The organism is Cellulomonas sp. RIT-PI-Y (assembly GCF_025642745.1).
Lineage (GTDB): Bacteria > Actinomycetota > Actinomycetes > Actinomycetales > Cellulomonadaceae > Cellulomonas.
This window is the reverse complement of record NZ_JANZKP010000010.1, coordinates 52541-76961: the sequence shown is the minus strand read 5'-3', so window position 1 is coordinate 76961 and position 24421 is coordinate 52541. Positions and strand designations below refer to the sequence as shown.

General features: G+C 73.6%; 21 protein-coding genes. 7 read left to right on the top strand and 14 right to left on the bottom strand.

The window, feature by feature from the left end; all coding sequences use genetic code 11:
- Nucleotides 1-1247 (top strand): isochorismate synthase (locus OGL89_RS05580; protein WP_263118908.1); only part of this gene is annotated, 1247 nt, incomplete at its 5' end.
- A gap of 103 nt (nucleotides 1248-1350) precedes the next feature.
- On the opposite strand, the gene OGL89_RS05575 is transcribed toward OGL89_RS05580, so the two are convergent.
- The 3 genes from OGL89_RS05575 to OGL89_RS05565 all read right to left on the bottom strand — a co-directional run bounded on the left by OGL89_RS05575 (nucleotide 1351) and on the right by OGL89_RS05565 (nucleotide 5890).
- Complete coding sequence (locus OGL89_RS05575) at nucleotides 1351-3123, bottom strand: trypsin-like peptidase domain-containing protein (RefSeq protein ID WP_263118907.1); 1773 nt, start codon at nucleotides 3121-3123, stop codon at nucleotides 1351-1353.
- Between the two features lie 92 nt (nucleotides 3124-3215).
- Nucleotides 3216-4943 carry a 2-succinyl-5-enolpyruvyl-6-hydroxy-3-cyclohexene-1-carboxylic-acid synthase gene (gene menD, locus OGL89_RS05570; RefSeq protein WP_263118906.1) on the bottom strand — a complete coding sequence of 576 codons (1728 nt, stop codon included), beginning with the start codon at nucleotides 4941-4943 and terminating at the stop codon, nucleotides 3216-3218.
- The gene (locus OGL89_RS05565; protein ID WP_263118905.1) at nucleotides 4940-5890 is read right to left on the bottom strand and encodes an o-succinylbenzoate synthase; all 951 of its coding nucleotides are present in this window, start codon (nucleotides 5888-5890) and stop codon (nucleotides 4940-4942) included. Before OGL89_RS05565 ends, menD begins: the two co-directional genes overlap by 4 nt.
- 105 nt (nucleotides 5891-5995) lie before the next feature.
- On the opposite strand from OGL89_RS05565, the gene OGL89_RS05560 reads away from it, so the two are divergent.
- Nucleotides 5996-6265, top strand: a complete 270-nt coding sequence (locus OGL89_RS05560; protein WP_263118904.1) for a hypothetical protein — start codon at nucleotides 5996-5998, stop codon at nucleotides 6263-6265.
- A gap of 97 nt (nucleotides 6266-6362) precedes the next feature.
- Here OGL89_RS05560 and OGL89_RS05555 read toward each other — a convergent pair whose 3' ends face one another.
- Together OGL89_RS05555 and OGL89_RS05550 are read right to left on the bottom strand one after the other, a co-directional pair.
- Nucleotides 6363-6944, bottom strand: coding sequence for a TetR family transcriptional regulator (locus OGL89_RS05555; protein WP_263118903.1), 582 nt, complete (start codon nucleotides 6942-6944; stop codon nucleotides 6363-6365).
- Nucleotide 6945: 1 nt separating this feature from the next.
- The gene (locus tag OGL89_RS05550) at nucleotides 6946-7272 is read right to left on the bottom strand and encodes a multidrug efflux SMR transporter (protein WP_263118902.1); all 327 of its coding nucleotides are present in this window, start codon (nucleotides 7270-7272) and stop codon (nucleotides 6946-6948) included.
- Between the two features lie 128 nt (nucleotides 7273-7400).
- Here OGL89_RS05550 and OGL89_RS05545 point away from each other — a divergent pair, with 128 nt between their 5' ends.
- Complete coding sequence (locus OGL89_RS05545) at nucleotides 7401-8381, top strand: 1,4-dihydroxy-2-naphthoyl-CoA synthase (RefSeq protein WP_263118901.1); 981 nt, start codon at nucleotides 7401-7403, stop codon at nucleotides 8379-8381.
- 9 nt (nucleotides 8382-8390) lie between these two features.
- Here OGL89_RS05545 and OGL89_RS05540 read toward each other — a convergent pair whose 3' ends face one another.
- Nucleotides 8391-9461 carry a DUF3048 domain-containing protein gene (locus tag OGL89_RS05540; RefSeq protein WP_263118900.1) on the bottom strand — a complete coding sequence of 357 codons (1071 nt, stop codon included), beginning with the start codon at nucleotides 9459-9461 and terminating at the stop codon, nucleotides 8391-8393.
- 61 nt (nucleotides 9462-9522) lie between these two features.
- Here OGL89_RS05540 and menE point away from each other — a divergent pair, with 61 nt between their 5' ends.
- Both menE and OGL89_RS05530 read left to right on the top strand, forming a co-directional pair.
- A complete protein-coding gene (menE, locus tag OGL89_RS05535) occupies nucleotides 9523-10668 on the top strand; it encodes an o-succinylbenzoate--CoA ligase (protein WP_263118899.1) in 1146 nt (381 codons plus the stop codon).
- Nucleotides 10669-10680: 12 nt separating this feature from the next.
- Complete coding sequence (locus OGL89_RS05530; RefSeq protein ID WP_263118897.1) at nucleotides 10681-11550, top strand: 1,4-dihydroxy-2-naphthoate polyprenyltransferase; 870 nt, start codon at nucleotides 10681-10683, stop codon at nucleotides 11548-11550.
- Here the strand turns inward: OGL89_RS05530 and OGL89_RS05525 are convergent.
- The gene (locus tag OGL89_RS05525) at nucleotides 11514-11876 is read right to left on the bottom strand and encodes a DUF4229 domain-containing protein (RefSeq protein ID WP_263118896.1); all 363 of its coding nucleotides are present in this window, start codon (nucleotides 11874-11876) and stop codon (nucleotides 11514-11516) included. The genes OGL89_RS05530 and OGL89_RS05525 overlap by 37 nt on opposite strands.
- A 100-nt stretch (nucleotides 11877-11976) precedes the next feature.
- Nucleotides 11977-17712, bottom strand: coding sequence for a tandem-95 repeat protein (locus tag OGL89_RS17135; protein ID WP_263118895.1), 5736 nt, complete (start codon nucleotides 17710-17712; stop codon nucleotides 11977-11979).
- A gap of 375 nt (nucleotides 17713-18087) precedes the next feature.
- Here OGL89_RS17135 and OGL89_RS05515 point away from each other — a divergent pair, with 375 nt between their 5' ends.
- A complete protein-coding gene (locus OGL89_RS05515) occupies nucleotides 18088-18462 on the top strand; it encodes a PLD nuclease N-terminal domain-containing protein (RefSeq protein ID WP_263118894.1) in 375 nt (124 codons plus the stop codon).
- On the opposite strand, the gene ccsB is transcribed toward OGL89_RS05515, so the two are convergent.
- Genes ccsB through OGL89_RS05485 form a run of 6 tightly spaced genes read right to left on the bottom strand, consistent with a single transcriptional unit; the run spans nucleotide 18447 to nucleotide 23741 of the window.
- Nucleotides 18447-19493, bottom strand: a complete 1047-nt coding sequence (ccsB, locus tag OGL89_RS05510) for a c-type cytochrome biogenesis protein CcsB (protein ID WP_263118893.1) — start codon at nucleotides 19491-19493, stop codon at nucleotides 18447-18449. The two genes, OGL89_RS05515 and ccsB, sit on opposite strands and share 16 nt — an antisense overlap.
- A gap of 37 nt (nucleotides 19494-19530) precedes the next feature.
- Nucleotides 19531-21174, bottom strand: a complete 1644-nt coding sequence (locus tag OGL89_RS05505) for a cytochrome c biogenesis protein ResB (protein WP_263118892.1) — start codon at nucleotides 21172-21174, stop codon at nucleotides 19531-19533.
- Nucleotide 21175: 1 nt separating this feature from the next.
- Nucleotides 21176-21997, bottom strand: a complete 822-nt coding sequence (locus OGL89_RS05500; protein WP_263118891.1) for a cytochrome c biogenesis protein CcdA — start codon at nucleotides 21995-21997, stop codon at nucleotides 21176-21178.
- On the bottom strand, nucleotides 21994-22581 hold the full coding sequence (locus tag OGL89_RS05495) for a TlpA disulfide reductase family protein (protein WP_263118890.1): 588 nt from the start codon (nucleotides 22579-22581) through the stop codon (nucleotides 21994-21996). Before OGL89_RS05495 ends, OGL89_RS05500 begins: the two co-directional genes overlap by 4 nt.
- Nucleotides 22578-23234 (bottom strand): histidine phosphatase family protein, encoded by a 657-nt coding sequence (locus tag OGL89_RS05490; RefSeq protein WP_263118889.1) that lies wholly within the window; start codon nucleotides 23232-23234, stop codon nucleotides 22578-22580. Before OGL89_RS05490 ends, OGL89_RS05495 begins: the two co-directional genes overlap by 4 nt.
- 36 nt (nucleotides 23235-23270) lie before the next feature.
- Nucleotides 23271-23741: a MarR family transcriptional regulator gene (locus OGL89_RS05485; protein ID WP_346770680.1), complete on the bottom strand. Its 471-nt coding sequence runs from the start codon at nucleotides 23739-23741 to the stop codon at nucleotides 23271-23273.
- Nucleotides 23742-23842: 101 nt separating this feature from the next.
- Here OGL89_RS05485 and OGL89_RS05480 point away from each other — a divergent pair, with 101 nt between their 5' ends.
- On the top strand, nucleotides 23843-24388 hold the full coding sequence (locus OGL89_RS05480; protein ID WP_263118887.1) for a YceI family protein: 546 nt from the start codon (nucleotides 23843-23845) through the stop codon (nucleotides 24386-24388).
- Nucleotides 24389-24421 lie beyond the last annotated feature (33 nt).

Here is a 24421-nt window from a genome sequence, read left to right as displayed (position 1 = left end):
CCGTCGCCCTCGACGCACCCGACGACCTGCTCTCCCTGCTGCCCGCCGACGCCCCGCTGGCATGGGTCCGGCGCGGGGACGGTCTGGTCGGGTGGGGCGAGGCGGTGCGGGTGGACGTGACCGGCGCGCGGCGGTTCGCCGAGGCCGAGGCGACCTGGCAGCGACTGATCGCGCACGCGGTGGTCCGGGACGAGGTGCAGCTGCCCGGCACCGGGCCGGTGGCCTTCGGGTCCTTCGCCTTCGACGACGAGTCGGCAGCCGGGGGCGCCCTGGTGGTGCCACGGGTGGTGGTCGGCCGCAGGGAGGGCCGGGCCTGGCTGACGGTGATCGAGACCGCCGGGAACCTGGGCCCTGCGCCGGACGCCGTGCTGATCGCCGCGCATCGTGCCGGTCTGGCACCGGTCACCGCGCCGGGTGAGGTGACCTACACCGCGGGGTCGGTCCCCGCCGAGGACTGGACCGAGGTGGTCGCCCGCGGGGTGGCCGCGATCCGGGCCGGTGAGCTGGACAAGGTGGTGCTGGCCCGGGACGAGGTCGCGCACACCGCGGAGCCGCTGGACGTCCGCCATGCGCTGGGCCGGCTGTCCGAGCGGTACCCGACCTGCTGGACGTTCAGCGTGGACGGGCTGATCGGCGCGACGCCGGAGCTGCTGGTGCGGTCGGAGAAGGGCCTGGTCACCTCCCGGGTGCTGGCCGGGACCATCCGCCGGACCGGGGACGACGAGGCCGACGTGGCCCGGGCCGCGATCCTGGCGCACTCGTCGAAGGACCTGGAGGAGCACGAGTACGCGGTGTCCTCGGTCGCCCACGCCCTGGCGCCGTTCTGCTCCTCGACCAATGTGCCGGACGTGCCGTTCGTGCTGCACCTGCCGAACGTGCTCCACCTGGCCTCCGACGTCACCGGTGTGCTCGCGCCGGACACCGACAGCACCTCGCTCGGGCTGGCCGCCGCGCTGCACCCGACCGCCGCGGTGTGCGGCACCCCCACCGACGCCGCGCGGCAGCTGATCCGCCGGATCGAGGGGATGGACCGGGCACGCTACGCCGGACCGGTCGGCTGGCTGGGCGCGGACGGCGACGGCGAGTGGGGCATCGGCCTGCGCTCCGCCGAGCTGGACCCGGACGACCCCCGCCGACTGCGGCTGTTCGCGGGCTGCGGGATCGTCGCGGCCTCCGACCCGGCGTCCGAGCTCGCGGAGTCCCGGGCCAAGCTGGTGCCGATGCGGGACGCGCTCGGCTCGGATTGAACGCACGACGACCCCCGCACCACACGGGTGCGGGGGTCGTCTCCGGGCCGGGAAGGGCAGGGGGTACACCTCCCGGACCGGCCAGCACGCGCCGGCGGGCGACTCAGCCCTGGTCGCCGCCCTGCTGCTGCTGGAACCACTCCCAGAGCTGCTCGGGAGTCATGTTCTCCAGGCCGTCGCCGGAACCGTCCGAGCCGCTGGACCCGTCGCCCGATCCGGAGTCGTCCTGGCCGTTCTGGTCGCCCTGACCCGAGCCGCCCTGGCCGGAACCGCCCGAACCGCCGGAGGAACCCGACCCGGAGCTGGTCCCGTCCTCCTCCCGGACCGCCAGCGTCACGTCCACCGTCAGCGACGTGCCGTCGCGGACCACGGTGAGCGTGACCTCGTCGCCGGAGGCGTGGGTGCGGACGTAGCCGGTCAGCGACTCGGCACCCGCCACCACCTTGTCGTCGATGGCGACGATGACGTCACCGGTCTGCAGACCGGCCTCGGACGCCGGGGAGTTGGCGGACACCGACATCACCTGCGCCCCGGCCCGGGTGACCCCGTCGGCGGTGGCGGTGCCGTCGTTCAGGCCGACGCCGAGGAAGGCGTGCTCGGCGACACCGTCCTGCACCAGCTGACCGGCGACCGCCTGGGCCAGGGTGATCGGGATCGCGAAGCCCAGACCGATCGAGCCGGAGGCGCTGGAGGTGGTCGCGATCGAGGAGGTGATCCCGATGACCTCGCCCTGGGCGTTGAACAGCGGACCGCCGGAGTTGCCCGGGTTCACCGCGGCGTCGATCTGGATCGCGTTGGTGACGACGGTCTCCGAGGAGCCGGTCTCGGTGGTGGACACCGGCCGGTCCAGGGCGGACACGATGCCGGTGGTCACGGTGTTGGCCAGGCCCAGCGGGTTGCCGACCGCCATCACCGGGTCGCCGACGGTCGGCGTGGTCTCGGCCATCGCGGCCGGGGACAGGTCCGACGGCGGGTCCTGCAACCGGATCACGGCCAGGTCGGTGGTGGAGTCGGTGCCCACTACGTCGGCGGTGTAGATCCGGCCGTCGGTGAGCGTGACCTGCACCTGGTCGTCCTGGGCACCGGAGACCACGTGATTGTTGGTGATGATGTTGCCGTCGGCGTCCGCGATCACGCCGGATCCCTCCGCCTCACCGGCGCTGGTCACGACCTGGATCGCGACCACGGAGTCCTTGACCGCGGAGGCCACGGCCTGCCAGTCGGGGTTCTCGACGGTGGAGCCGGAGACCGGCACCCCCGCTGCGCTGTTCTGGCCCAGGGTGGCGATGTTCGCCGCGCCGGTGCCGGAGCCGCCGCCGTCCATCGCGTGGAACACCAGCGCGGACCCGCCGGTGGCGAGCAGCGCGGTGACGACGGCGGTGGCGACGATCGGGATCAGGATCGGGTTGCGCTGCTTCTTCTCCGCGGGGGGCTGCTGGTCCGCCGGGGCCGGGGCGCCGAACGCCGCCGGGTACTCCGGACCGCCGTTGGCGTGCTCGGCGTCGGAGGTCTCCGGGGCGGCGCCGTACGGGCCCGCGAAGACGCCCTGCTGCGGCTGACCCGGTCCGGGCGCGGACTCCTGGGCCTGCGGCGCGGGGGCCGGGCCGTCGAGCGGCGCGTGCAGCGGCTGCGTCGCCGGCTGCCCGGCCTGCGGGAACGCCTGGGTGGTCGCCGGGGCGATCCGCTGGGTCGGCGCCTCCTGCGGGTGCTGCGACACCGGCTCGGTGACGGGCGACGTGGGATGCGCCTCGGTCGCCGCGATCGGCTCGGTCGCCGGGGTTCCCGGCACCTGCTGCGGGGCCGCCTGGTCAGTCGACTCGGCGGGGACCTGCTGGTCCTCGCCGGGGGTGCCGTCGGACTCGGGTGTGGTGCTCATGGGGTCTACCTCCTCCTCGGGGATCATCTGACCCCATCTCGCTGGAGCGCGCCTCGGGGGAACCTGGGAGTCTCCTGCGAATCCTCGATGCCTCAGGACGATTCTCCCCCGAGCACGGCCCGCACCGCAGCCGAGAGCCGCTCGGTGAGCCCCCGGCGGTCGTCCCGGTCCACGACGACCTCCACCACGCTGGTGCCCGGCGCGGGGCGGCCGAGCGCCTCGGTCAGCTCCGCGCGGGTGCGGACCAGACGGTGCGGGACCCGGTAGCCGGCGCAGAGCCCGGCCAGGTCGGCACGGTGCGCGGTGCCGAAGATCCGCTCGAAGACCTCGGCCCGTTCGGGCGCGCCGTGTTCCAGGGTGGCGAAGATCGACCCGCCCGCGTCGTTCATCACTACGATCTGCAGTTCCGGCAGCTCCTCGGCATCCAGGTGGAGCAGCCCGCCGACGTCGTGCAGGAAGGTCAGGTCGCCCAGCAGGGCGCGCACCCGCCGACCCGGCAGGCCGAGTGCGACACCGCCCGCGGTGGCGACGGTGCCGTCGATGCCCGCCATACCCCGGTTGGCCAGCACGGTGACCGGGTCGGACCAGCGCGCGACGAGATCCACGTCCCGGATCGGGTTCGACGAGCCGAGGACCAGCACGTCACCGGGCCGGGTGGCGCGGGCGACCCCGGCGGCGACGACCGGCCCGGGCAGTGCCCGGGCCGACGCGGGCCCGGCCTCCGACAGCTCGGCGTCGAGCGCGGTCGCCGCTCGGGCGTCGGCCCGCTGCCAGTCGCGCAGCCAGGCCGGGTCGCCCGTCGCCTCGCGCAGCCAGGTCGGCGGCACGTCCGCGAGCACCCGGTCGGCGGCCCGTCCCGCGTCCGGCCAGTCGGCCCCGGTCGGGGCGATCACGGTGAGGTCGACGTCGGCGCGGGCCAGCAGCGCGGACACCGGGCGGCTCAGCGTCGGCCGCCCGAGCAGCACCACGGAGCGGATCCGCCCACCGAGCTCCGGGCGGTCCAGCAGCATCCGGTAGGCAGCGAGCGCGTGGGCACCGGAGCGCGCCCCGGAGGACGGTTCGGCGAGCAGCGGCCACCCGGCCGCCTCGGCCAACGTCCGGGCACGGTCCCCGGCACCGTCACCGGCGACCACGACCACCGGCCCTTCCGGTACCGGCAGCTCCGGCACGACCACCGGGGCGGGCCGGACCTCGACCAGTCCGGCGCGATCCGGGGCCGGCCAGGCGTCGTCGTCCGGGGTGAGCGGCTCACGGAACGCCAGGTCGATCTGCACCGGACCCGGGTCGGCGGTCCGCGCGCCCATCGCGGCGGACACCGCGCGACTGGCCAGATGGCGCAGATCGCGGTCCTCGCCGTCCCGGCCGGTCGGTGCCGGCACATCGAGCGCCAGCCGGACCGCGGGGCCGAAGATCCCGGACTGCTCGGTGGTCTGGTTCGCCCCGGTGCCGCGCAGCTCGTGCGGGCGGTCGGCGGTCAGCAGCAGCAGGGGCAGCCCGGCGTGATGGGCCTCCATGACGGCCGGGTGCAGGTTCGCCACCGCGGTGCCCGACGTGGTGACCACCGCGACCGGTCGCGGCGTCCCCTCCTCCCGGGCGGCCCGGGCCAGTCCCAGCGCGAGGAATCCGGCGACGCGTTCGTCGACGCGCACATGCAGGCGGAGGTCCGGCGCGTGTTCCGGACGGCCGGAGCCCGCTGCGGCTGCCAGCGCGTAGGCCAACGGGGCGGACCGGGAACCGGGGGCCAGCACCACGTCCCGGACGCCCAGGGCCGCGAGCGCCTGCAGCAGCACCCGGGCGGCATGCGGGGCGGGGGCGGTCATCCGGCCACCGCCAGCACCTCGTCCACCCGGGACCGCCACCGCGCGGCGGTCTCCGGGTCGGCGGCGGTGGCGGCCAGTCGCGCGGGGTCCGGTCGCAGCGCACGGGCGGCGGCCACGTCCAGCGCACCGTCCACCGGGAGCAGAGGGTGCGGCGTCACGTCGTCGGTGAGCAGCTGCGCGGTGGCGAGACCGCAGGCGTAGGGCAGGTCGGGCAGCGCCGCGGCCAGGGCCACCCCCGCCGCCAGCCCCACCGAGGTCTCGATCGCCGACGACACCACCACCGGCAGTCCGATCCGCTCGGCCAGCTCCAGGCAGGCCCGCACCCCACCGATCGGCTGCACCTTCAGCACCACGATGTCCGCGGCCTCGGCCCGGACCACGGCGAACGGGTCCTGCGCCCGGCGGATCGACTCGTCGGCCGCGATCGGCACGTCCACCGCCCGGCGCACCCGGGCCAGGTCCGGCACCGACATCACGGGCTGCTCGGCGTACTCCAGCCCCCGCGCGGCCCGGTCCAGCAGTCGCAGCCGGCCCACGGCCGTGTCGACGTCCCAGCCGCCGTTCGCGTCCACCCGGATCGCGCCGTCCGCTCCGAGCGCGTCGCGCACGGCGGCCAGCCGATCGGCCTCCTCCGCGGCGGACTGCCCGGGTTCGGCCACCTTCACCTTGGCGGTCCGGCACCCGCCGGACTCCCGGACGATCCGGGCGGCGGCCTCGGGGCCGACGGCCGGGACGGTCACGTTCACCGGCACCCGGTCGCGGACCGGGGCGGGCGGGCCGAGCTCGGTGGCCTCCCGGGTGGCGCGCCACCACGCGGCGGACTCGGCGGCGTCGTAGTCCCAGAACGGGCTGAACTCGCCCCAACCGGCCGGGCCCTCGACCAGGACGCCCTCGCGGACGGTGATCCGGCGGAACCGGGTCCGCAGGCCGATCGCATAGACATGCACGTGATCAGGGTAGGCGGTGCGGGGCGCCCGCGCGGGCCCGGTTGCGGCCGACCAGGGCCCCGTCCAGGATCGAAGGACGTTCCACACACTCAGGGGGAAAGAGTCATGAAGCGTTCCATGAAGACGCTGGGCACGTCCGTCGCCACCGCCGGGTTGCTCGCAGCGGGCGGCGTCGCCCTCGCGGCACCGGCACAGGCGGCGACGGTCAGCAGTTACATCATCGCCTCGAGCACGCTCAGCGGTTGCCAGACGGCACTGCGGGGAGACATCAAGGACCTGCAGGTCCAGGGGATCTACAAGACGAGCACGACCTGCAGCAAGGTGTCGACCGGGTCGGTCGCCTACCAGGCCCAGGTCTGGTACTACGTGAACTAGGCCGACCCGCGGCACATGGTCCGCGTGAGGGGCCGCATCCCGTGGGGTGCGGCCCCTCACCGCGTCCCGGGCCCGGCCGTCGTGCGGTGCGAGCGGATCAGCTCGCCACCGCGATCAGCTCGGCGACCAGGTCGTGCGCGTGCCCACGCACCGGCCGGCCCTCGCTGACCGCGGCCACCACCGCCCCGTCCAGCACCGCGAGCACCAGCGCCGGGCTCAGCCCGTGTGCGCCGGTCCCGGCCAGGGCGACCGAGGTCAGCTCGCGCAGGACCACGTCGAGCCGGACCCGGGACGCGCCCACCGCGGCCGCCAGCCGGGGGTTCCGGCCCAGCGCCAGCACCTGCTCGTGGTGGGCGCGCACGGCCGTGTCGTCGCCGGGCGGGAGCAGCGCGCGTACCAGCACCTCCGCCGGGTCCTCGATCGGCGCCGCCCCGTCCAGCCCTTCCAGCACCTCTCGCGCGTGCGCCGCCCAGCCGTCGACCAGTGCGCCTCCGGCCTGCGCGGCCAGGTCGTCCAGGTCCCGGAAGTAGTAGGTCGTCGCCGCCAGCGGCACCCCGGCCCGGGCGGCCACCGCCCGGTGGCTCAGGGAGCCCGGCCCCTGCTCCAGGACGAGTGCCGCGGCGGCAGCGGCGATCAGCTCGCGTCGGCGAGCGCCCTTCGCCGTGCCGCCGCCGGTCATCTCAGTGCGCCGCGGTGGAGGTGAGGTTCAGGCCGACCACGCCGGCGACGATCAGGGCCAGGGAGACGACCTTGCCGACCGAGACGCCCTCGCCGAGCCAGACGATGGCGAGCACCGCGGTGGTGGCGGCGCCGATCCCCACCCAGACGGCGTAGGCCAGACCGACCGGGAGCGTGCGCAGCGCCCAGCTCAACCCGACCATCGACAGCATGAGCAGCGCCACGAACGACACGCTCGGCCACAGCCTGCTGAAGCCCTCCGACGCCTTGAGGCTCAGCGCCCAGCCGGCTTCCAGCAGTCCGGACAGGATCAGGACGATCCAGGCCATCTCGATCAACCCCCGATCCGGGCGTGTCGCCCGGCAAGCACACGACGCGCCGGGTGGGTTCTCCGCCGTCGCACGTCCCGTAAGTGGTACGATCGTACCATTATTCTCGCTGGCCTACGCTGACGGACGTGACCGACCAGCTGCCCGCCCCCGTGTCCGACACCTTCGACCCGACCCGCTGGCGGCCGGTCGCCGGATTCGAGGGGCTCACCGACCTGACGTACCACCGTGGCGTCGACCGGACCGGTCCCGCGCCGCGCGATCTACCCGTGGTCCGGGTGGCCTTCGACCGGCCCGAGGTGCGCAACGCCTTCCGCCCGCACACCGTCGACGAGCTCTACCAGGTGCTGGACCACGCCCGGATGAGCTCCGACGTGGGCACGGTGCTCCTCACCGGCAACGGCCCCTCCCCCAAGGACGGCGGTCACGCGTTCTGCTCCGGCGGCGACCAGCGGATCCGGGGCCGGGACGGCTACCGCTATCCCCCGCAAGCGGGAGGTGCCCCCACCGACTCGACCGAGGGCCAGAACGCCGACCAGATCGACCCGACCCGCGCCGGACGGCTGCACATCCTGGAGGTGCAGCGGCTGATCCGGACGATGCCGAAGGTCGTGGTCGCCGTGGTGAACGGCTGGGCCGCCGGGGGCGGGCACTCGCTGCACGTGGTCGCGGATCTGACCATCGCCTCCCGCCAGCACGCCCGGTTCATGCAGACCGACGCGAACGTGGGCTCCTTCGACGGCGGGTACGGCTCCGCGCTGCTGGCCCGCCAGGTCGGGCAGAAGCGGGCCCGGGAGATCTTCTTCCTGGCCCGGGAGTACTCCGCGCAGGACGCCTACGACTGGGGCGCGATCAACGACGTGGTGGACCACGACCAGATCGAGGTCGCCGCCCTGGAGTACGCGCGGATCATCGCCACCAAGTCCCCGCAGGCGATCCGGATGCTGAAGTTCGCCTTCAACCTGGCCGACGACGGCCTGGCCGGACAGCAGGTGTTCGCCGGTGAGGCCACCCGGCTGGCGTACATGACCGACGAGGCGGTCGAGGGACGCGATGCCTTCCTGGAGCGTCGGGACCCGGACTGGGGCAGATTCGGCTACATGTACTGAGCCGCCAGGTCAGGAGACGGTCAGCGACCCGGTCTCCGCCGGGACCAGCTCGACCCAGGTGTTGCCCGGTGCCAGCGTCGCCTCGGTGCCGTCCGCCAGGAACAGCTTCATCGGCGCGGACTCGGAGTCCTTCTGCCAGGTGACGTCGACGGTCTTGCCGCCGGTGGCCAGCGTGCCGGTGCCGGTTCCGACCAGGGTGTAGGTCGGCACGGGTGCGCCGTTCTGGGCGCCGAACTCGGTGTTCGGGTGCGCGGCGACGATGGAGACCACGTTGTCCGCGTGCACCTGGGTGTCGTCGGCGGCATCGGTGGCGGGGGTCGAGCCCTCCCAGCGCTGCCACACCTCGCCGTTCCACTCCCAGGCCGGGCTGGACTGCCCGGACAGCCGGAAGTCGAGCCGGGTGGCGGGCGCACCGGCCACCACCGCGCTGGCCTGCTCCGCGGACCGCGCGAAGCTGAACTGCTGGTCGGGGCCGTTCTGGTGCTCCGCGTCGGCCTGCGACCAGAGGGTGGTCGGGGTGGCGTAGACGTTGTGCGGCGCGGACCGGGACTTCAGCCGGTACATGCCGTCGACACCGGAGTCGTGGCTCAGCGCCTGGACCGGGCTGGCCGCGACCATCGCCAGGATGCCCGGCTGACCGCCCGAGAACGCCAGCAGCCCGTTGAGCGGGGAGGTGATAGCGGTGTCCATCGGGCGGACCGAGCGGATCGGGCCGATCTCGTCCGGGACCTCGGATTGGAAGACCGCGACCAGCCGCGACACCTCGAACTCGACGATGGTCTCCCAGACCACGTCCGCCTGGTTCAGCCCGCTCTGCGGCCGGGCGACGGCGGTGTTCTCGATCTTCACCGCGAGCGCGGGGCGGTTGACGATCTCCCCCGCCTCACCGGTCAGCGGCCAGACGGCCGGCAGCTCCGGCTCGGCGACCGCAGCCTTGTTCGGCTCGAGCGTCGGCGCGGCGGTGCTGACCGTCGGATCGGGCGTCCCGGTGGCGCAGGCGGCGAGCAGCAGGGCGACGCACGCGCCGAGCACGACTCCCGCCGGACGACGGGGGCGGCGGCGGGCCTTCATGGCGGACATCGGGCTTCCTTCGGTCGCGACAGAACGCCGACCACTGTACGGGCGGACCTACGCTGATCCGGTGAACCGCCGTGTCCGAGTCGTCCCCGCCGTCCCGGTCGCCGGGCTGATCGACGCGCTCACCACCGCCCTGGACGGCACCGGTCCGGCCGTACTGCCGGTCGGCGACGTGGGGCCGTCGGACCCCGGCGCGGACGTCCCGGACGACGTCGCGCTGCTGGTCCGCACCTCGGGATCGACCGGCGCACCCCGGGACGTCCTGCTGTCCGCCGCGGCGTTGCGGGCCTCCGCGGACGCGACCCATCGGCGGTTGTCCGGCCCCGGCCACTGGCTGCTCGCCCTGCCCACCGCGCACATCGCCGGACTCCAGGTGGTGCTGCGGTCGGTGGTCGCGGGAACCGCGCCGGTGGAGCTGACCGGACCGTTCCGCGCCGAGTCCTTCCTGGCCGCGGCCGGCCGGGTGCCCGCCGACGGGCCGCGTTACGTCTCCCTGGTCCCGACCCAGCTGATCCGGGTGCTCGCCGACCCCGCCGCCACCGCCGCGCTGGTCGGCTTCGACGCCGTGCTGCTCGGCGGGGCCGCCGCACCGGGGGCGCTGGTCGCCGACGCCCGGGACCGCGGCATCCGGGTGGTGACCACCTACGGCATGTCCGAGACCTGCGGTGGGTGCGTCTACGACGGCGTCCCGTTGGACGGCGTCCGGGTGCGGCTGGACGACGACGGGCGGATCGCCCTGAGCGGACCGATGCTGGCCACCGGCTACCGCGACCGCCCGGAGCTGACCGCCGACACCTTCCGCACCGACGACGACGGCACCCGGTGGCTGCACACCAGCGACCTCGGCCGCTGGTCGAAGGGCCGCCTGACCGTGCTCGGCCGTGCCGACGACGTCGTGATCACCGGCGGGGAGAAGGTGCCGCCCGCCGCGGTCGAACGCCTGATCGCCGACCTGCCCGCGGTGGCGGAGGTCTGCGTGGTCGGGGTGCCGGACCCGCAGTGGGGCCAGGCGGTCACCGCCGTCCTGGTGCTGCACCCCGGAGCCGCCGAGCCCGATCCGGGTACCGTCCGTACGCTCGTCGCCGCCGCACTCGGCCCGGCCGCCGCACCACGCCACCAACTGGTGCTGGACGGCCTGCCCGTGCGCGGACCGGGCAAGATCGACCGCCGGGGAGTGGCCGCGTTGGCCGCCGACCGCCTCACCCACTGAGTCAGGAGACCCATGGCCACGCTGTCCGAGTGGATCGCCGGTTCCCGGCCCCGCACGCTGCCCGCCGCCGCGGCGCCCGTGCTGGTCGGCACCGGCGCGGCCGCCCAGATCGGGGAGGCCCACCTCGGCCGTGCCCTGCTCGCCGCCGGAGTCGCCCTGGCGTTGCAGGTCGGGGTGAACTTCGCCAACGACTACTCCGACGGCATCCGGGGCACCGACGCCGAGCGGGTCGGCCCGATGCGACTGACCGCCTCGGCCGCCGCCAGTCCCCGAGCCGTGAAGACCGCCGCCTTCGCCGCCTTCGGGGTCGCCGGGGTGTTCGGCCTCGGACTGGTCGCGCTGAGCGGGCAGTGGTGGCTGCTGGCGATCGGCGTGCTGTGCGTCCTCGCCGCCTGGTTCTACACCGGCGGCAGGAAGCCCTACGGCTACCTGGGCCTCGGCGAGGTCGGGGTGTTCGTCTTCTTCGGGCTGGTCGCGGTGCTCGGCACCACCTACACCCAGGCGGACCGGATCACCTGGCCCGCGGTGGTCGGCGCGGTCGCGGTCGGGCTGATCGCCTGTGCGCTGCTGATGGTGAACAACCTGCGCGACGTGCCCACCGACTCGCTGGTCGGCAAGCGCACGCTGGCGGTGCGGCTCGGCGAGCGCCGGGCGCGCCGGGCCTACGTGCTCATGGTGAGCCTGCCGGTGCTGCTCGGCCTGGTCTGCGCGCTGGCGAACCCGTGGGCGCTGATCGTCACGGTGCTGGCGCTGCCCGCGGTGCTGCTGTCCACGACCGTGCTGCTCGGCGCGCGCGGCCGCGCCCTGGTGCCGGTGCTGGCCGGGACCGGGATGTTCGAGCTGGGCTACGGCGTGCTGTTGGGGCTGGGCCTGGCGCTCTGAGCGCGGTCGGCCTCGCCCTCCTCGACCACGGATTCGTCGACCGCGGCATGGTCGACCGCGGCACTGTCGACCGCAGCGTCCTCGACGGCGGCGTCCTCCTGGGCGCGGCGGGAGAGCCTCGGCCGGTCGCCGCGGCGCTCCGAGCGGGCCTGCAGCCACTGGGCGGCGCGGTCGCGGGGCCCGGGGAGCACCAGGTAGGACAGCACCCCAGCCAGCACCGCGCCCAGGATCACGGCGAACAGCCAGCCCATCCCGGCGAAGGCGAGCGCCACCGTGCAGACCGCGAACAGGGCCAACCGGAGCAGGGAGTAGATCAGGACGGGCACGCGGCCAGCCTACGCGGGGAGCCCGAGCACCGTCCGCGCGATCCGGGCGGACGGACGGGGTGGCACCGGGGATCCCCCGGCGCCACACCGTCGTGCTCGGTCAGTCCGCGCCGTGCGTCCGGCGGCGACGCGCGTGGACCAGCCCGACCCCCGCGCCCGCCATCAGCAGGGCGATCAGCGAGGCACCGGTGACCTCCGCGCCGGTCCGCGGCAGCCACGAGGGTCCGGCGATCAGACCCGGCGACCGGGTGGCGGCGACGCCCGGCGGGGTGACGACCACCGGCGGGACCGTGTCGTCCTCGTTGCCGGTGTCCGTGGCCAGGACCGTCAGGCGCACGGTACCGCTCGAGCTCTGACCGAGGTCGTCGGCCACGGTGTAGGTGAACGAGTCCGCACCGACGTACCCGGCGACCGGGGTGTAGAGCACGGTGCCGTCCGACTGGAGCCGCGCCGTGCCGTGACCCGGGGCGGAGACCCGGTCGAGGGTGACCGAGCCGCCGTCGAAGGCCGCGCTCAGGTCGATGGTCGCCGCCGTGCTGACCTTGGTGGTCACGGTCACGTCCAGGGCGGTCGGGGCGGCCTGCACCTCGACGGTGAACCCGACCTCGGCGATCTGCCCGGAGTCGTCCACGAACGTCACCGTGAAGGTGTACGTCCCGGCCGCGGCACCGTCGGCGGCGTAGACCACCGCGCCGTCCGTGGAGGCGGTGGCCGTCCCGGCGGTCGGGGCGGTGCCCAGCTCGGCGCGGACGATCGTGCCGGTGGACCGGGGCTCGGCGTCGAAGGTGATCTCGCCGTGCCGACCGATCCGTCCGGTGCCGCCGACCGCCGTCGGGCCGTCCTGCACCACCACGGTGAACTCCGCGGTCGCGCTCTGGCCCAGATCGTCGGTGAAGACCACCGCGAATCCGTAGCTGCCGAGGGCGGCGTCACCGGCGTCGAACGCCACGGCGCCTGACGGGTCCACGGTCACGGCGCCGGCGGCCGGACCCTGGGACACCACGGCCGAGGCGATCTCCCCGGTGGTGACCGGCGCGGCGTCGAAGGTGTGCGTGCCACCGAGCGGGATCGCGACCGAACCCCCGGTGACGACCGGAGCACCCTGGACCGTGACGACGAACCGGGCGGTGCCGGTCTGCCCCAGGTCGTCGGTGAAGGTCACCACGAAGGCGTGCTCCCCGGCAGCGGCGTCACCGGCGGTGAACGTCACCGCGCCGGAGGTGTCGACGGTCGCGCCGCCCTGGCCCGGGGCCTGGGACACGGTGGCCGCGGCGATCCGGCCGCCGGTGACCGGCGCGGCGTCGAACTCGTGGGTCCCGCCCACGGCCACTACCGCGGAGCCGCCGGTGGCGGTCGGCACGGCCTGCACGGTGACGGTGAACGCCGCGGTGCCGGTCTGGCCGAGGTCGTCGGTGTAGTCGACGGTGAAGGGGTACTCCCCGCCGTCCGCCCCCTCGGCCCGGTAGATCACCGCACCGTCGGCGGTGACCGTCACGCCGCCCGCGGCCGGCTGGGCACCGACCACGGCCGTGGCGATGCTGCCGGTGGTGACCGGAGCCGCGTCGAACGTGAGCGTGCCGCGCTGCCCGGTGCGCCCGGTGTCCCCGCTGACCACCGGAGCGGCCTGCACGGTCACCTGGAAGTGGGCGGAGCCGGTCTGCCCGAAGTCGTCGGTCAGGGTGACGTCGAACGCGTAGACACCCGCGGCGGCGTCACCGGCGTCGAACACCACCGATCCGGCGGCCGTGACGGTCACGGCACCGGCGGCCGGGGCCTGGGTCACCACCGCCGAGACGATCTCACCGGTGGTGACCGGCGCGGCGTCGAAGGTGTGCGACCCCGCCATCGGCACCACGGCCGATCCCCCGGTCAGGGTCGGGTCGCCCTGCACGGTCACCGTGTAGGCGGCGATAGCCGTCTGGTCCAGGTCGTCGGTGAAGGCCACCTGGAACCGGTACACCCCGGCGACGGCCGTGCCGGCGTCGTAGGTCACCTCGCCGGAGACGTCGGCGGTGACCGTCCCGGCGGTCGGGGTCTGCACGACCTCGGCCGAGACGATGCCCGTGGCGCTGTCCGGCGCGGCGTCGAAGGTGTGGCTGCCGCCGAGCGGGACCACTGCCGTACCGCCGATCACGCCGGGCCCGTCCACCACGGACACCGAGTAGGTGGCCGTGCTGCTCTGGCCCAGGTCGTCGGTGAACCGCACGGTGAAGGTGTAGGCGCCCGCCTCGGCGTCACCGGCCCGGTAGGTCACGGTGCCGTCGGCCTTCGTGGTGACGGTCCCGGCCTCGGGGGCCTGGACCACCGTCGCGGAGGCGATGCTGCCGACGGTGACCGGGGCGGCGTCGAAGGTCGCGTCGCTGCCCAGTGCCACGGCGGCGGTGCCACCGGTGACGGCCGGGGCCGCCTGGACCGTGACGGTGAGCAGGCCGGTGCCGGACTGACCCAGCCAGTCGGTCAGCGTGTACTCCAGCTGCTCGGTGCAGGCCTCGCCGCCGGCCGCGGTGCAGCCGTCGATCAGGTCCTGGTTCGGCGTGTAGACGATCTGCCCGTCCGCGTCCACGCTCACCTGGCTGGTGGTCTGGCCGTCCGCGACGCTGACCGTCGCGGTGTCGCCCTCCAGCGTGTCGGCCCGGGTGTTCAGCGCGACCTGGGCCTCGGTGTCCACCGCGGTCGAGTCGGTCAGCACGGGGATGACCACCTCGGCGGCCTCCACCCCGACCCGCGCCTCGTCAGGCTGGGCCTGGGGCACGGAGACGTTCCGCTGGATGCCGAAGTCCAGGCCGGTCACCAGGGTGCTCGGCGCGATCACCACGTCATGGGCGACGCTGCCGACGTTGAGACCAGTCAGCGGGTCGTTGCTCGCCAGGTCCGGCAGGACGCCGACGTGGGTCCCGGCCGCCGGGGTGACCTGCACGTCGTACCTGCCCGGGGCCAGGCCGGGGAACACGAAGTCCCCGACCTGCGGGTCGTCCAGGTAGGCCGCGGCGTCCGCACCGACGAGCGCCGTGATCGGCTCGGCCAGCGGCACGTCGTCGCCCTCGCCGCCGTTGTCGTCCCCGTCCGGGCCGAAGGCGTAGCCGCTCACGATCCGCACCACCGGCGAGGCGACGCCGGTCGAGTTCTCGGTCCGCGCGAACGCGAAGTCCGGGTCGTTGAAGACGTTGCCGGTCACCTGGGAGGCGCTGGAGTCCAGCGTCACCGTGGCGGCGTTCCGCAGGTCCACCGACCAGCCGTCGACGGAGCCGTCCACGGAATTGACCAGCGTGCCGCCGTACTCGAGCGCGGTCGGGGTCAGGGTGATCTCGGCCTTGCCGATCGCACCGGTGGTGAACGGCACGCTCGGGACGAACCGGAGCGCGGTGACCTCGGTGCTGTCGGCCGCCGGGATGCCGGTGGTCCAGGAGATGCCGGTTCCGCCGGTCACGTCGCCGACCAGGGCGGACTGCACGGCCGCGGGGTCGTCGGTGGTGTACTGCACCGTCGCCCCCGAGGTGTCGGAGACCACGTCGACCGAGTTCAGCACGAGACCGCTCAGGCCGGTGGTGCCGCGGGCGTCCCCGTCGAAGGGGAGCAGGTCGACGAAGCTGCTGTCGCCCATGTCGTCCGAGGTCCGGTTGCCCCAGGACACGGTGTAGGTCACCGGGGTGCCCGCCGTGGTCGAGGTGACGTTCGTGGTCTTGCTGACCTGGATGCTCTGCGGTGCGTTGACCGCCAGGCTCGAGGTGGCCGCCGTCCTGGCCGTGGCGGTGTCGGACGGGGAAGCGACCGTGCCACTCACGACGAGAGTGGAGGGCATGGCCATCGCGGGGTCGAGGGTCACCGAGAAGGTGACGGGGTCGTTGGCCCCGACGCTGTCCACGGCCACGTCGCCCAGGTGGTAGACCAGCGTGGTCGTGCCATCGGCGTTCGCGGTGATGTCCGGAGTGATCGCCTGGTCCTGCCAGCGGGACGACCCGCTCTGCAGCGTGACCCTGGCGGGCAGCGTGACGGTGTGGACCACGTCCTTCGCCACCGAGCCGTAACCGGTCAGACCGAGCGTGCGCCCCAGGGAGACCGTGCGCACCTCACCGAGGGACTGGGTCTCGGTGACGTCCCACCTCACCGTGCCGCTGAGCGCCACGTGGTTCACGGCAACCCGACCGCCGGACGCGGTGTTCGCGTTCGTGGCGGCCACGTAGGTGGACTGCTGGAGCGGAATCTGGTCCGCACCGAACTGCGTGTACACCGGGAGGTAGGTGCCGAGCGGCAGATCGGCCGCCGCCATCGTCAGCGGCGGGGCGTACGTGACCTTCGTGATCGTCTGGGCGGGCAGCGGTGTGGTCCGCACCATACGGACGCCCGTGATCGCGGCAGCTCCACCGGGGACGTCCGCGACCGAGCCGTACCAGCCGGCGGCACCGTCGCCCACGATGCCGCAGTCGGCGGTCTGACGCTCGGCCTCGCCACCGTACGCGGCGGTGCCGTACTCGAACGTCCAGTTCGCGGCGTCATCGGAGAGCGTGATCGAGCGGCCCTGCGCGTAGCTCAACAGGGAGTTGTCCCACAGCATGCAGCCGTACAGACCGGTGAGCTCGTGCTGCATCACGTTCTGGGTGGTCAGCTGCCACCTCGGTTCGACGACACGGCCGGGAAGCATCAGGCCGGCTCCGCCGGTCGTGCCCCACTGCCCGCTCGGCCAGCGCACCTGGCCCTGGATCGAGACGTTGTAGGTGTATTCCACCGGCGCGGACAGGGCGAAGGACGCGACGGAGCCGTTCACGCCGGGCACCGGCACGCCGGAGACGGAGGTCGGGTCGACGACGGTGACCGGGAACGACGCGGTCGCGCCGTCCTCGATCCCGGCGATCGGCAGCTGCCAGATGATCTGACCGGTGCCGATCCAGGCCACGTTGCTCCGGCCGGTCCCGTTGGCGTTCTTGGTCGGGTAGCTGCTCAGCATCGAGTCCAGCCCGGTGATGGTGATCGTGACGGTGTCACCGTTGTCCACGCAGGTCCAAGTCCCGCTGTCGACCGCGCCGTTCGCGCCGCCGCCGGAGGCCTTCGGGTAGTAGTCCGCGACCCCGGACTGCGCGGCGGAGCACTGCTCGACCTCCCACCCCGAGCCGACGGTGGGCTTGGTCACGGTGAGCGTGATCGGATCGGACAGCGACTCGAAGCCGAAGGCGCCCTTGGTCGCGTCGAATGGCATGTAGAGGCCGTAGGTGGTGATGAACCGGTTGACCAGCTGTCCCTCGTACGGTGTCCCCGCAGCAGCCACGATCCCACTGTCCTGCCGCTCGCCGTAGCTCATGGTGCGCAACGAGGGCGTCGAGGACACGGTCACCGACAGGGGGTCGGAGGAGACCGCGCCGGAGGTGAAGGTGACCGGCAGCACGGTCCCGTTCGCGACGGCCAGCGCCTTGGCGACCACGGAGAACACGATCGGCGCCGTGCCCTGCGCGTCCAGGTTGATGGTCATGGTCTGCCCGTCGATCGACCCGTCGAACCCGGCCAACGACTCGGACTGCCACTGCAGTCCGGCCGGGGCGACCGCCTGGACGGTGACCACCCCGACCGCGGCCGGGGTCACCGACAGCTGGTAGCCGATCCGGTCCATCGACCGGACGACGCCGTTCGCGGCACCGGAGTCGTTCCCCGGCGCGTCGTCGGCGTCGAACGGGGCGGTGCCGTCGTAGCTGATCGAGGCGGTGATCGCCGCGGCGTCGGCGGCGCGTGCCACCGGGGTCACGCCGGTGACCATCGCGAGGACGAGCGCCGTCACCGCCAGCAACGAGGCGCCCGTCCGGGCGACCCGGCGCGACGGAGGCGCGAGGAGATGAGTGAGCGAGGACACGAGAGGACTCCTAGTGGTACCCGACCCGGACCGCGGACACTCGTGGCGATGCACAACCGGGCAGCCAGGGAATGGCGGCGATGCGCGGTATGTGACCACCTCGGTCCGTGAGGACCGGAGTTGCGTGCGCGGAGTGAGTGGACGGGCCCGCCTTGGTAGGGGGTGCGGCCGAGGGAATTAGGTGGAACTCCGACCACATCGCCCCGGGAGGCTCTAGGTACCCGTCACGCGCGGTCGACCTCGATCACAGCGCGACGGCGCCCGGGCCGTGAGCGTGCCTGCGTGAAAACGCGGGCACGCGCCCGCACGGTCACGCGCCGCCGGGGCCCGGGATCACCCGGTGCGCCCGCGCCACGGCCGTCTACCCTGGACGGCATGGCCCGCGTCCTGCTCTTCCTCCTGATCATCGCCCTCGCCGTCTACGCGGCGGTGGACGTGACGAACAGCGACGAGCACGACCGTCGCGGACTGCCGGCCGGGTTGTGGCTGGTGATCGTGGTGGTCTTCCCGATCCTCGGCCCGGTGCTGTGGTTCGCGGTCAGCCGCTCGCAGCGCGCGGCGCGTGCCGGCGGTCCGGTGTCCGGCGGCAGTGCCGGGACGCCCGCGGCCGGGCCCTCACGTGGGCAGCGCGGCCCGGTGGCACCGGACGACGACCCGGACTTCCTGTGGCGGCTGGAGCAGGACCAGCGGCGTCGCCGCCGCGAGCAGGGCGACGCCGATCCCGACGGGTCGGCTCAGAGCCCCGAGTAGGAGTGCTTCCCGTTGACGAACAGGTTCACCACGGTGAAGTTCGCCAGCACGGTCGCGTAGCCGACGAACACGAAGTACGCCGCGCGGCGGCCGGCCCAGCCCCGGGTGGTCCGGGCGTGCAGGTAGGCGGCGTAGACCACCCAGGCGATGAAGGTGCCGACCTCCTTGGGGTCCCAGCCCCAGTACCGGCCCCAGGCCTGCTCGGCCCAGATCGCGCCGCCGATCAGGGTGAGCGTCCACAGCACGAAGCCGATCGCGTTCAGCCGGAAGGACAGCGCCTCCAGCTGCCGGGCGGAGGGCACGGTCCGCAGCCAGGCCCAGGCCGGGCCGGTGACCCGCCAGCGCGCCAGACCGCGGTTCTTCTCCACGTGCGAACGGCCGTTCTCCCGGCCGTCCTGCAGCAGCTGGAGCACCGAGGTGGCGAAGGCGACGGTGAACACCCCGGTGGCGGAGATCGCCACGCCGACGTGGATCACCAGCCAGTAGTTCTGCAGGGCGGGCTGCACCGCGTCGGCCTGGACGTAGAACGCGTTGAGGCCGAGCACCAGGGCCAGCACCGCGATGCCCATCACCAGCACGCCGAGGAACGGGATCACCCGACGGCGCTGCACCAGGACCAGCACCGCGGCGGCCACCAGGGTGCCGACCAGGGTGAACTCGTACATGTTCGCAGTGGGCCAGCGACCGGCGGCGATGCCCCGGGTCACGATGCCGACCCCGAGCAGCAGCAGTCCGAGCCAGGAGGTGCTGCGGGCGATGCCGTTGGCGGCACGGGAGGTCGTGGCGACGTCCGGGACCGGCTCCTCCGTGGGCGGCTCGGCGTCCTCGACCGGGAGGATCAGGCCGCCCCCGGCGCCGACGGCCGCCTTCTCCGCCTTCGCCGCGGCGATCTTGCGCGCACGCTCCGTGCGGTGCTCGGCGGTGGCGGCGTCGGCCACCCGCGCCAGGGCCACGGAGTACGCGATCAGCGCGATGGTGAATGCCGTCGCGGCAGCCCAGACCAGCAGGGTGCTGATGTCGCCGATTGCCATGTTCTGCCGTCCTCGTCCGGGCTGGGCCCGCGCGTCGTCACTGGGCTGCGGTCTTGTCCCGGCCGAGGAGCCGGTCCATCGCCCGGTCCAGCTCCGCCTGCAGCCCCACGTCGTCACCGCGCGCCAACGCCGCGGCGGTCACCACTGTACGGCCATTGCCGGGACCTTCGTCCTGAGAATCCGTGGGGGCTGCGTCACGCAGGCGCAGCCAGATCCGGCGGCGCGGCACGAACAGCGACGCGGCCAGCCCGGCGAAGGCCAGCAGGGCGAACACCAGCACGCACAGCAGCGACGGGTCGTGCCGCAGGTCCAGCGCCACGAAGCGGGGCAGCGACTCGAAGGTGATCGTGCCCAGCCCGTCCGGCAGGTCGACCGTCTCCCCCGGCTTCAGGTAGAGGGTCAGCGCCGTGCCGTCGTCCGCCATCACCTGGGTCAGGCCCGTCTCGTCCAGCTGGTAGACGTTCTGCGGGATGCCGTCGTCGAGCCCGAGGTCGCCGGTCCAGACCGCGAGGGCGAGCAGCGGGTCGTTCGGCTGCGGGTCGGTGGAGCGGTAGATGCCCGCGCCGATCGACTCCGCGGTGGGCAGCAGCACCCCCTGCAGTCCGATCTGCGGGCCGGAGGTGACGTCGGGGACCTTGATCACGCCCTGCGAGGTGTACACGGTGTCCTGCGGCAGGAACGGCACCGCGCCGGAGAAGGTCACGTCCCCGTCGGCGTTCCGGACCGTGACCTGGGGCGCGTAGCCGTTGCCCTGCAGGTAGACCTTGGCGCCGCCGGTCTCCAGCGGGTGGTTCACCTTGATGATCTCGGACTCGGGGTCCGCACCGGGCTCGGTCAGCGTGACATGGGCGGTGAAGTCGCGGGACTGCAGGGTGTCCGGGTCGAACCGGCTCTCGAACGAGTCCAGGCGCAGGCTGAACGGGGACAGCGACGACGGGTCGAAGGCGGCCCCGGCCTCGAAGGTGTCGTAGTCGCTCTGTGTGTTCGCGAACGCCCGTCCCTCGACGATGATCGCCTGGCCGCGGTAGTGCAGCAGCTGCCCGGCGGCCACCGAGACCAGCAGCCCGACCAGCGCGAGGTGGAACACCAGGTTGCCGGTCTCGCGCAGGTACCCGCGTTCGGCGGCGACGCTCCAGACGCCGGAGCCCTCGTCCTTGACGTCGACCCGGAACCGCCGGCCGGCGCCCAGCAGCCCGGCGGCGGTCCGCGCCACCTGCTCCGGCGTGCCGCCGACCTCACCGGCCGCCTGGGCGGGGAACCGGTCGAAGCGCCGGGGCGCCTTGGGCGGACGACCGCGCATCGCGCGCCAGTGCGTCTTCGACCGGGGCAGGATGCAGCCGACCAGGGAGACGAACAGCAGCAGGTAGATCGCGGAGAACCAGACCGACGAGTACACGTCGAAGACCTGCAACCGGTCCAGGAACGGACCCAGCGACGGGTGATCGGTCAGATAGGTCGCGACCTTGTCCGGGTCCTGCGCGTTCTGCGGCCAGACCGTGCCGGGCACCGCCGCGACCGCCAACAGCATGAGCAGCAGCAGGGCGACACGCATGCTGGTCAGCTGCCGCCACATCCAGCGCAGCCAGCCGACGACCCCGATCGACGGCACCTGGGCGGGCGGCGTGCCGCCCCCCTCGGTGAACGCGTCCTCCAGGCCCTCGGGACGGTAGCTCTGCGTCATGTCACACCGCCGGGATGAAGGGCTGGGAGTCGGTCAGGATGCCTTGCAGCCAGGTGGCGAGATGGCCCCAGACGCCGGTGACCATGGCCAGGCCGAGCACGATCAGCAGGCCGCCGCCGACCCGCATCACGGCCAGCCGGTGCCGGCCGAGCCAGTCCAGCACCCGGCGACTGCGCTGCACCCCGAACGAGACCAGCACGAAGGGCACCCCCAGTCCGGCGCAGAACGCCAGGGCGAGCAGCGCCCCCCGGCCGGCGGATCCGCCGTCCAGGGACATCGCCAGGATCGCGGCCAGGGTCGGTCCGATGCACGGGGTCCAGCCGATGCCGAAGGTGACGCCGAGCACCGGCGCCCCCCACAGCCCGGCCCGCGGGGCGATCAGCCGTCGGCGGTCCTGCTGCCAGAACGGGAGCAGCCCGCAGAACGCCAGGCCCATCACGATCGTCACCACGCCGAGCACCCGGGTGACCGGGTCCTGCCACTGCAGCAGCAGCCGGCCGAGCGACCCGGCCAGCGAGCCGTAGGCCAGGAACACCGCGGTGAACCCGGCGACGAACAGCAGCACCCCGGCCACCAGCCGGCCACGGGGCGCCCGGGTCCGCGACGCGGTGCCGAGCCGACCGGGCTGCGCGGGCAGGCCACCGGCGGGCGCCACCGCGGCGGACATCCCGCCCAGGTACCCGAGATAGCCCGGGACGAGCGGCAGCACGCAGGGCGAGGCGAAGGAGACCAGTCCGGCGAGCACTGCGACCGGCACCGCGACCAGCAGCGACCCGGTGGCGGCGGTCTGGGCGAAGTCCGCGCCGACGGAGGCCGGGATCACGCGGCGTCCTCGGCCAGCGCCTCCTCGACCAGCGCCCGCAGGGTCGAGCCCTCGGCCATCCCGACGATCCGGGCGAAGACCCGGCCCTCGCGGTCGAGCACGACCGTGGTCGGCGTGGCCTGGATCGGCACCACGCCCTGGAGCGCGGCGACCGCGGCCTTGTCCCGGTCGTCGATGCTCGGGTAGGGCACGTCGAAGGTGCGCTGGAAGGACTCGGCCGCGCCGGCGTCGTCCACCCCGTTGATCCCGAGCACGTGCAGGCCCTGGTCGGCGTACTCGTTCGCGAGGTCCACCAGGTCCGGCGCCTCCTCACGGCAGGGCGGGCAGGCCGCGTACCAGGTGTTCAGCACGACGACGTCGCCGAGCCAGTCGGCGGTGTCCTGGGTCGCGCCCTCGTAGTCGGTCCCGGCGACCGCGACCGGACCCTGCCGGTCGCCGGCCGGCCAGGAGGTGAAGGAGCCGTCCTGCGACTGGTAGCCCGCGTCGGTGGTGGAGCCGCCCGAGGGCGAGCCGCCGGTGCACGCGGTCAGGGCGAGCAGCCCGGCGACCAGCAGCGTGGCGACGGTGCGACGACGGGCTGTCATGCTCCGGCCACCGCGGAGGCGCCGGGCAGCAGGTCGGCGGCGGGCTCGGTGTAGCCGATCCCCACCAGCCGGTCGTCGTCGTAGGTCAGGCTGGTCAGCGAGGCGAGCGAGCACTGGCGACGGCGGGGGTCGTGCCACAGCCGGCGGTTCTCCAGGGCGAGGCGGGTGATCCAGACCGGCAGCTGGTGGCTGACCAGGACGGCCTCGTGCCCGCGGGCCTCGTCCCGGGCCTTCTCGACCACGGCGACCATCCGGGCGACCTGCTCGGTGTAGGGCTCGCCCCAGGACGGCCGGAACGGGTTCACCAGCAGCGGCCAGTGCCTCGGGTGCCGCAGCGAGCCGTCGCCGACGCCGAAGGTCAGGCCCTCGAAGGCGTTCTCCGCCTCGATCAGGCCGGGGTCGGTCCGGATCTCGAGCCCGAGGGCGGCGGAGATCGGCGCGGCCGTCTCCTGGGCGCGCTGCAGCGGGGAGGCGTAGAGCACCGTGACGTCCCGACGCGGCCCGTCGGCCTGTCCGGCCAGGTACGCGGCCACCTTCTCCGCCATCGCGACGCCGCGCTCCGACAGGTGGTAGCCGGGCAGCCGGCCGTAGAGCACACCCTCCGGGTTGTGCACTTCGCCGTGCCGCATCAGGTGGACGGTGGTGGTGACCATGGCGTCAGTCTCGCAAACGAGTCTGGGTGCTCAGGCTCATTCCTCGACCGAGGCGTCCTGCAGCGCCACGCCGACCGCGGCCATCGCCTCGCCGAGCGCCCGCATCTGCTCCGGGCTGAGCGCCTCGACCAGGTGCCGGCGCACCGAGGTGACGTGCGAGGGCGCCGCGTCCACCAGCTGCCGGTAGCCGATCGGGGTCATGGTGCAGTTCACCCCGCGGGCATCCTGGAGGCAGGGGGTCCGCTCGACCAGACCGGCGCTCTCCATCCGCCGGATGGTGTGGGTCAGACGACTGCGCGAGTGGGCCAGCTCGCCGGCCAGCTCGGACATCCGCAGCGTGCGCTCCGGCGCCTCGGACAGCCGGACCAGCACCTCGTACTCGCCCAGGGACAGTCCGGTGTCCTGCTCGAGCTCGTGCCCGAGCACGTCCAGCAGTCGCGCCGTCCCGTCGCGGTAGGCCCGCCACCAGCCCTGTTCGTCGTCGCTGAGCCACTGCACGTCGGTCACCGGGACATCCTCCCTCACACGCCCTCTTGCATCCTGGTCCCCACTGTAGTAGAAATCTCAACTACCAGCGATTGACGCTTCAACTAACGAGGATGGACATCATGACCGCTCTCCCCACCGGCCTCGTCGCCGGCACCTGGAACATCGACCCGTCGCACACCGAGGCGTCCTTCACCGTGCGTCACGCCGGTATCTCCAAGGTGCGGGGCACCGTCGCCGTGACCGGTGGCGCCATCACCGTGGGCGACGACCTGGAGCTCTCCGCGGTGTCCGCCACCCTGGACCCGTCGACCATCACCACCGGTGACGCGGGCCGCGACGGCCACCTCAAGAGCGGCGACTTCTTCGACGTGGAGAAGTTCGGCGAGTGGACCTTCACCTCGACCTCCGTCACGGGCGACGGCGAGGACTACGTCGTCACCGGCGACCTGACCATCCACGGCGTGACCAAGTCCGTCGAGCTGGCCGTCGAGTTCGGCGGCGCCGCCACCGACCCGTTCGGCAACCAGCGCGCGGGCTTCTCCGCCACCCTGCCGATCTCCCGCAAGGACTTCGACCTGACCTGGAACGCCGCGCTCGAGACCGGCGGCGTGCTGGTCAGCGACAAGGTCAACATCGCACTCGAGGTCTCCGCCATCAAGGGCTGAACCTCCCCTCGGACGGGTGCTGACGCGAACAGC

What these genes read in the sequence shown, in the direction of transcription:
- OGL89_RS05575 (WP_263118907.1), bottom strand. Translation starts at nt 3,123, where the DNA reads ATGAGCACCACACCCGAGTCCGACGGCACCCCCGGCGAGGACCAGCAG.
- OGL89_RS05540 (WP_263118900.1), bottom strand. Translation starts at nt 9,461, where the DNA reads ATGTCCGCCATGAAGGCCCGCCGCCGCCCCCGTCGTCCGGCGGGAGTC.
- ccsB (WP_263118893.1), bottom strand. Translation starts at nt 19,493, where the DNA reads ATGGCAATCGGCGACATCAGCACCCTGCTGGTCTGGGCTGCCGCGACG.
- OGL89_RS05550 (WP_263118902.1), bottom strand. Translation starts at nt 7,272, where the DNA reads ATGGCCTGGATCGTCCTGATCCTGTCCGGACTGCTGGAAGCCGGCTGG.
- OGL89_RS05480 (WP_263118887.1), top strand. Translation starts at nt 23,843, where the DNA reads ATGACCGCTCTCCCCACCGGCCTCGTCGCCGGCACCTGGAACATCGAC.
- OGL89_RS05555 (WP_263118903.1), bottom strand. Translation starts at nt 6,944, where the DNA reads ATGACCGGCGGCGGCACGGCGAAGGGCGCTCGCCGACGCGAGCTGATC.
- menD (WP_263118906.1), bottom strand. Translation starts at nt 4,943, where the DNA reads ATGACCGCCCCCGCCCCGCATGCCGCCCGGGTGCTGCTGCAGGCGCTC.
- OGL89_RS05495 (WP_263118890.1), bottom strand. Translation starts at nt 22,581, where the DNA reads ATGACAGCCCGTCGTCGCACCGTCGCCACGCTGCTGGTCGCCGGGCTG.
- OGL89_RS05560 (WP_263118904.1), top strand. Translation starts at nt 5,996, where the DNA reads ATGAAGCGTTCCATGAAGACGCTGGGCACGTCCGTCGCCACCGCCGGG.
- OGL89_RS05505 (WP_263118892.1), bottom strand. Translation starts at nt 21,174, where the DNA reads ATGACGCAGAGCTACCGTCCCGAGGGCCTGGAGGACGCGTTCACCGAG.
- OGL89_RS05515 (WP_263118894.1), top strand. Translation starts at nt 18,088, where the DNA reads ATGGCCCGCGTCCTGCTCTTCCTCCTGATCATCGCCCTCGCCGTCTAC.
- OGL89_RS05530 (WP_263118897.1), top strand. Translation starts at nt 10,681, where the DNA reads ATGGCCACGCTGTCCGAGTGGATCGCCGGTTCCCGGCCCCGCACGCTG.
- OGL89_RS05490 (WP_263118889.1), bottom strand. Translation starts at nt 23,234, where the DNA reads ATGGTCACCACCACCGTCCACCTGATGCGGCACGGCGAAGTGCACAAC.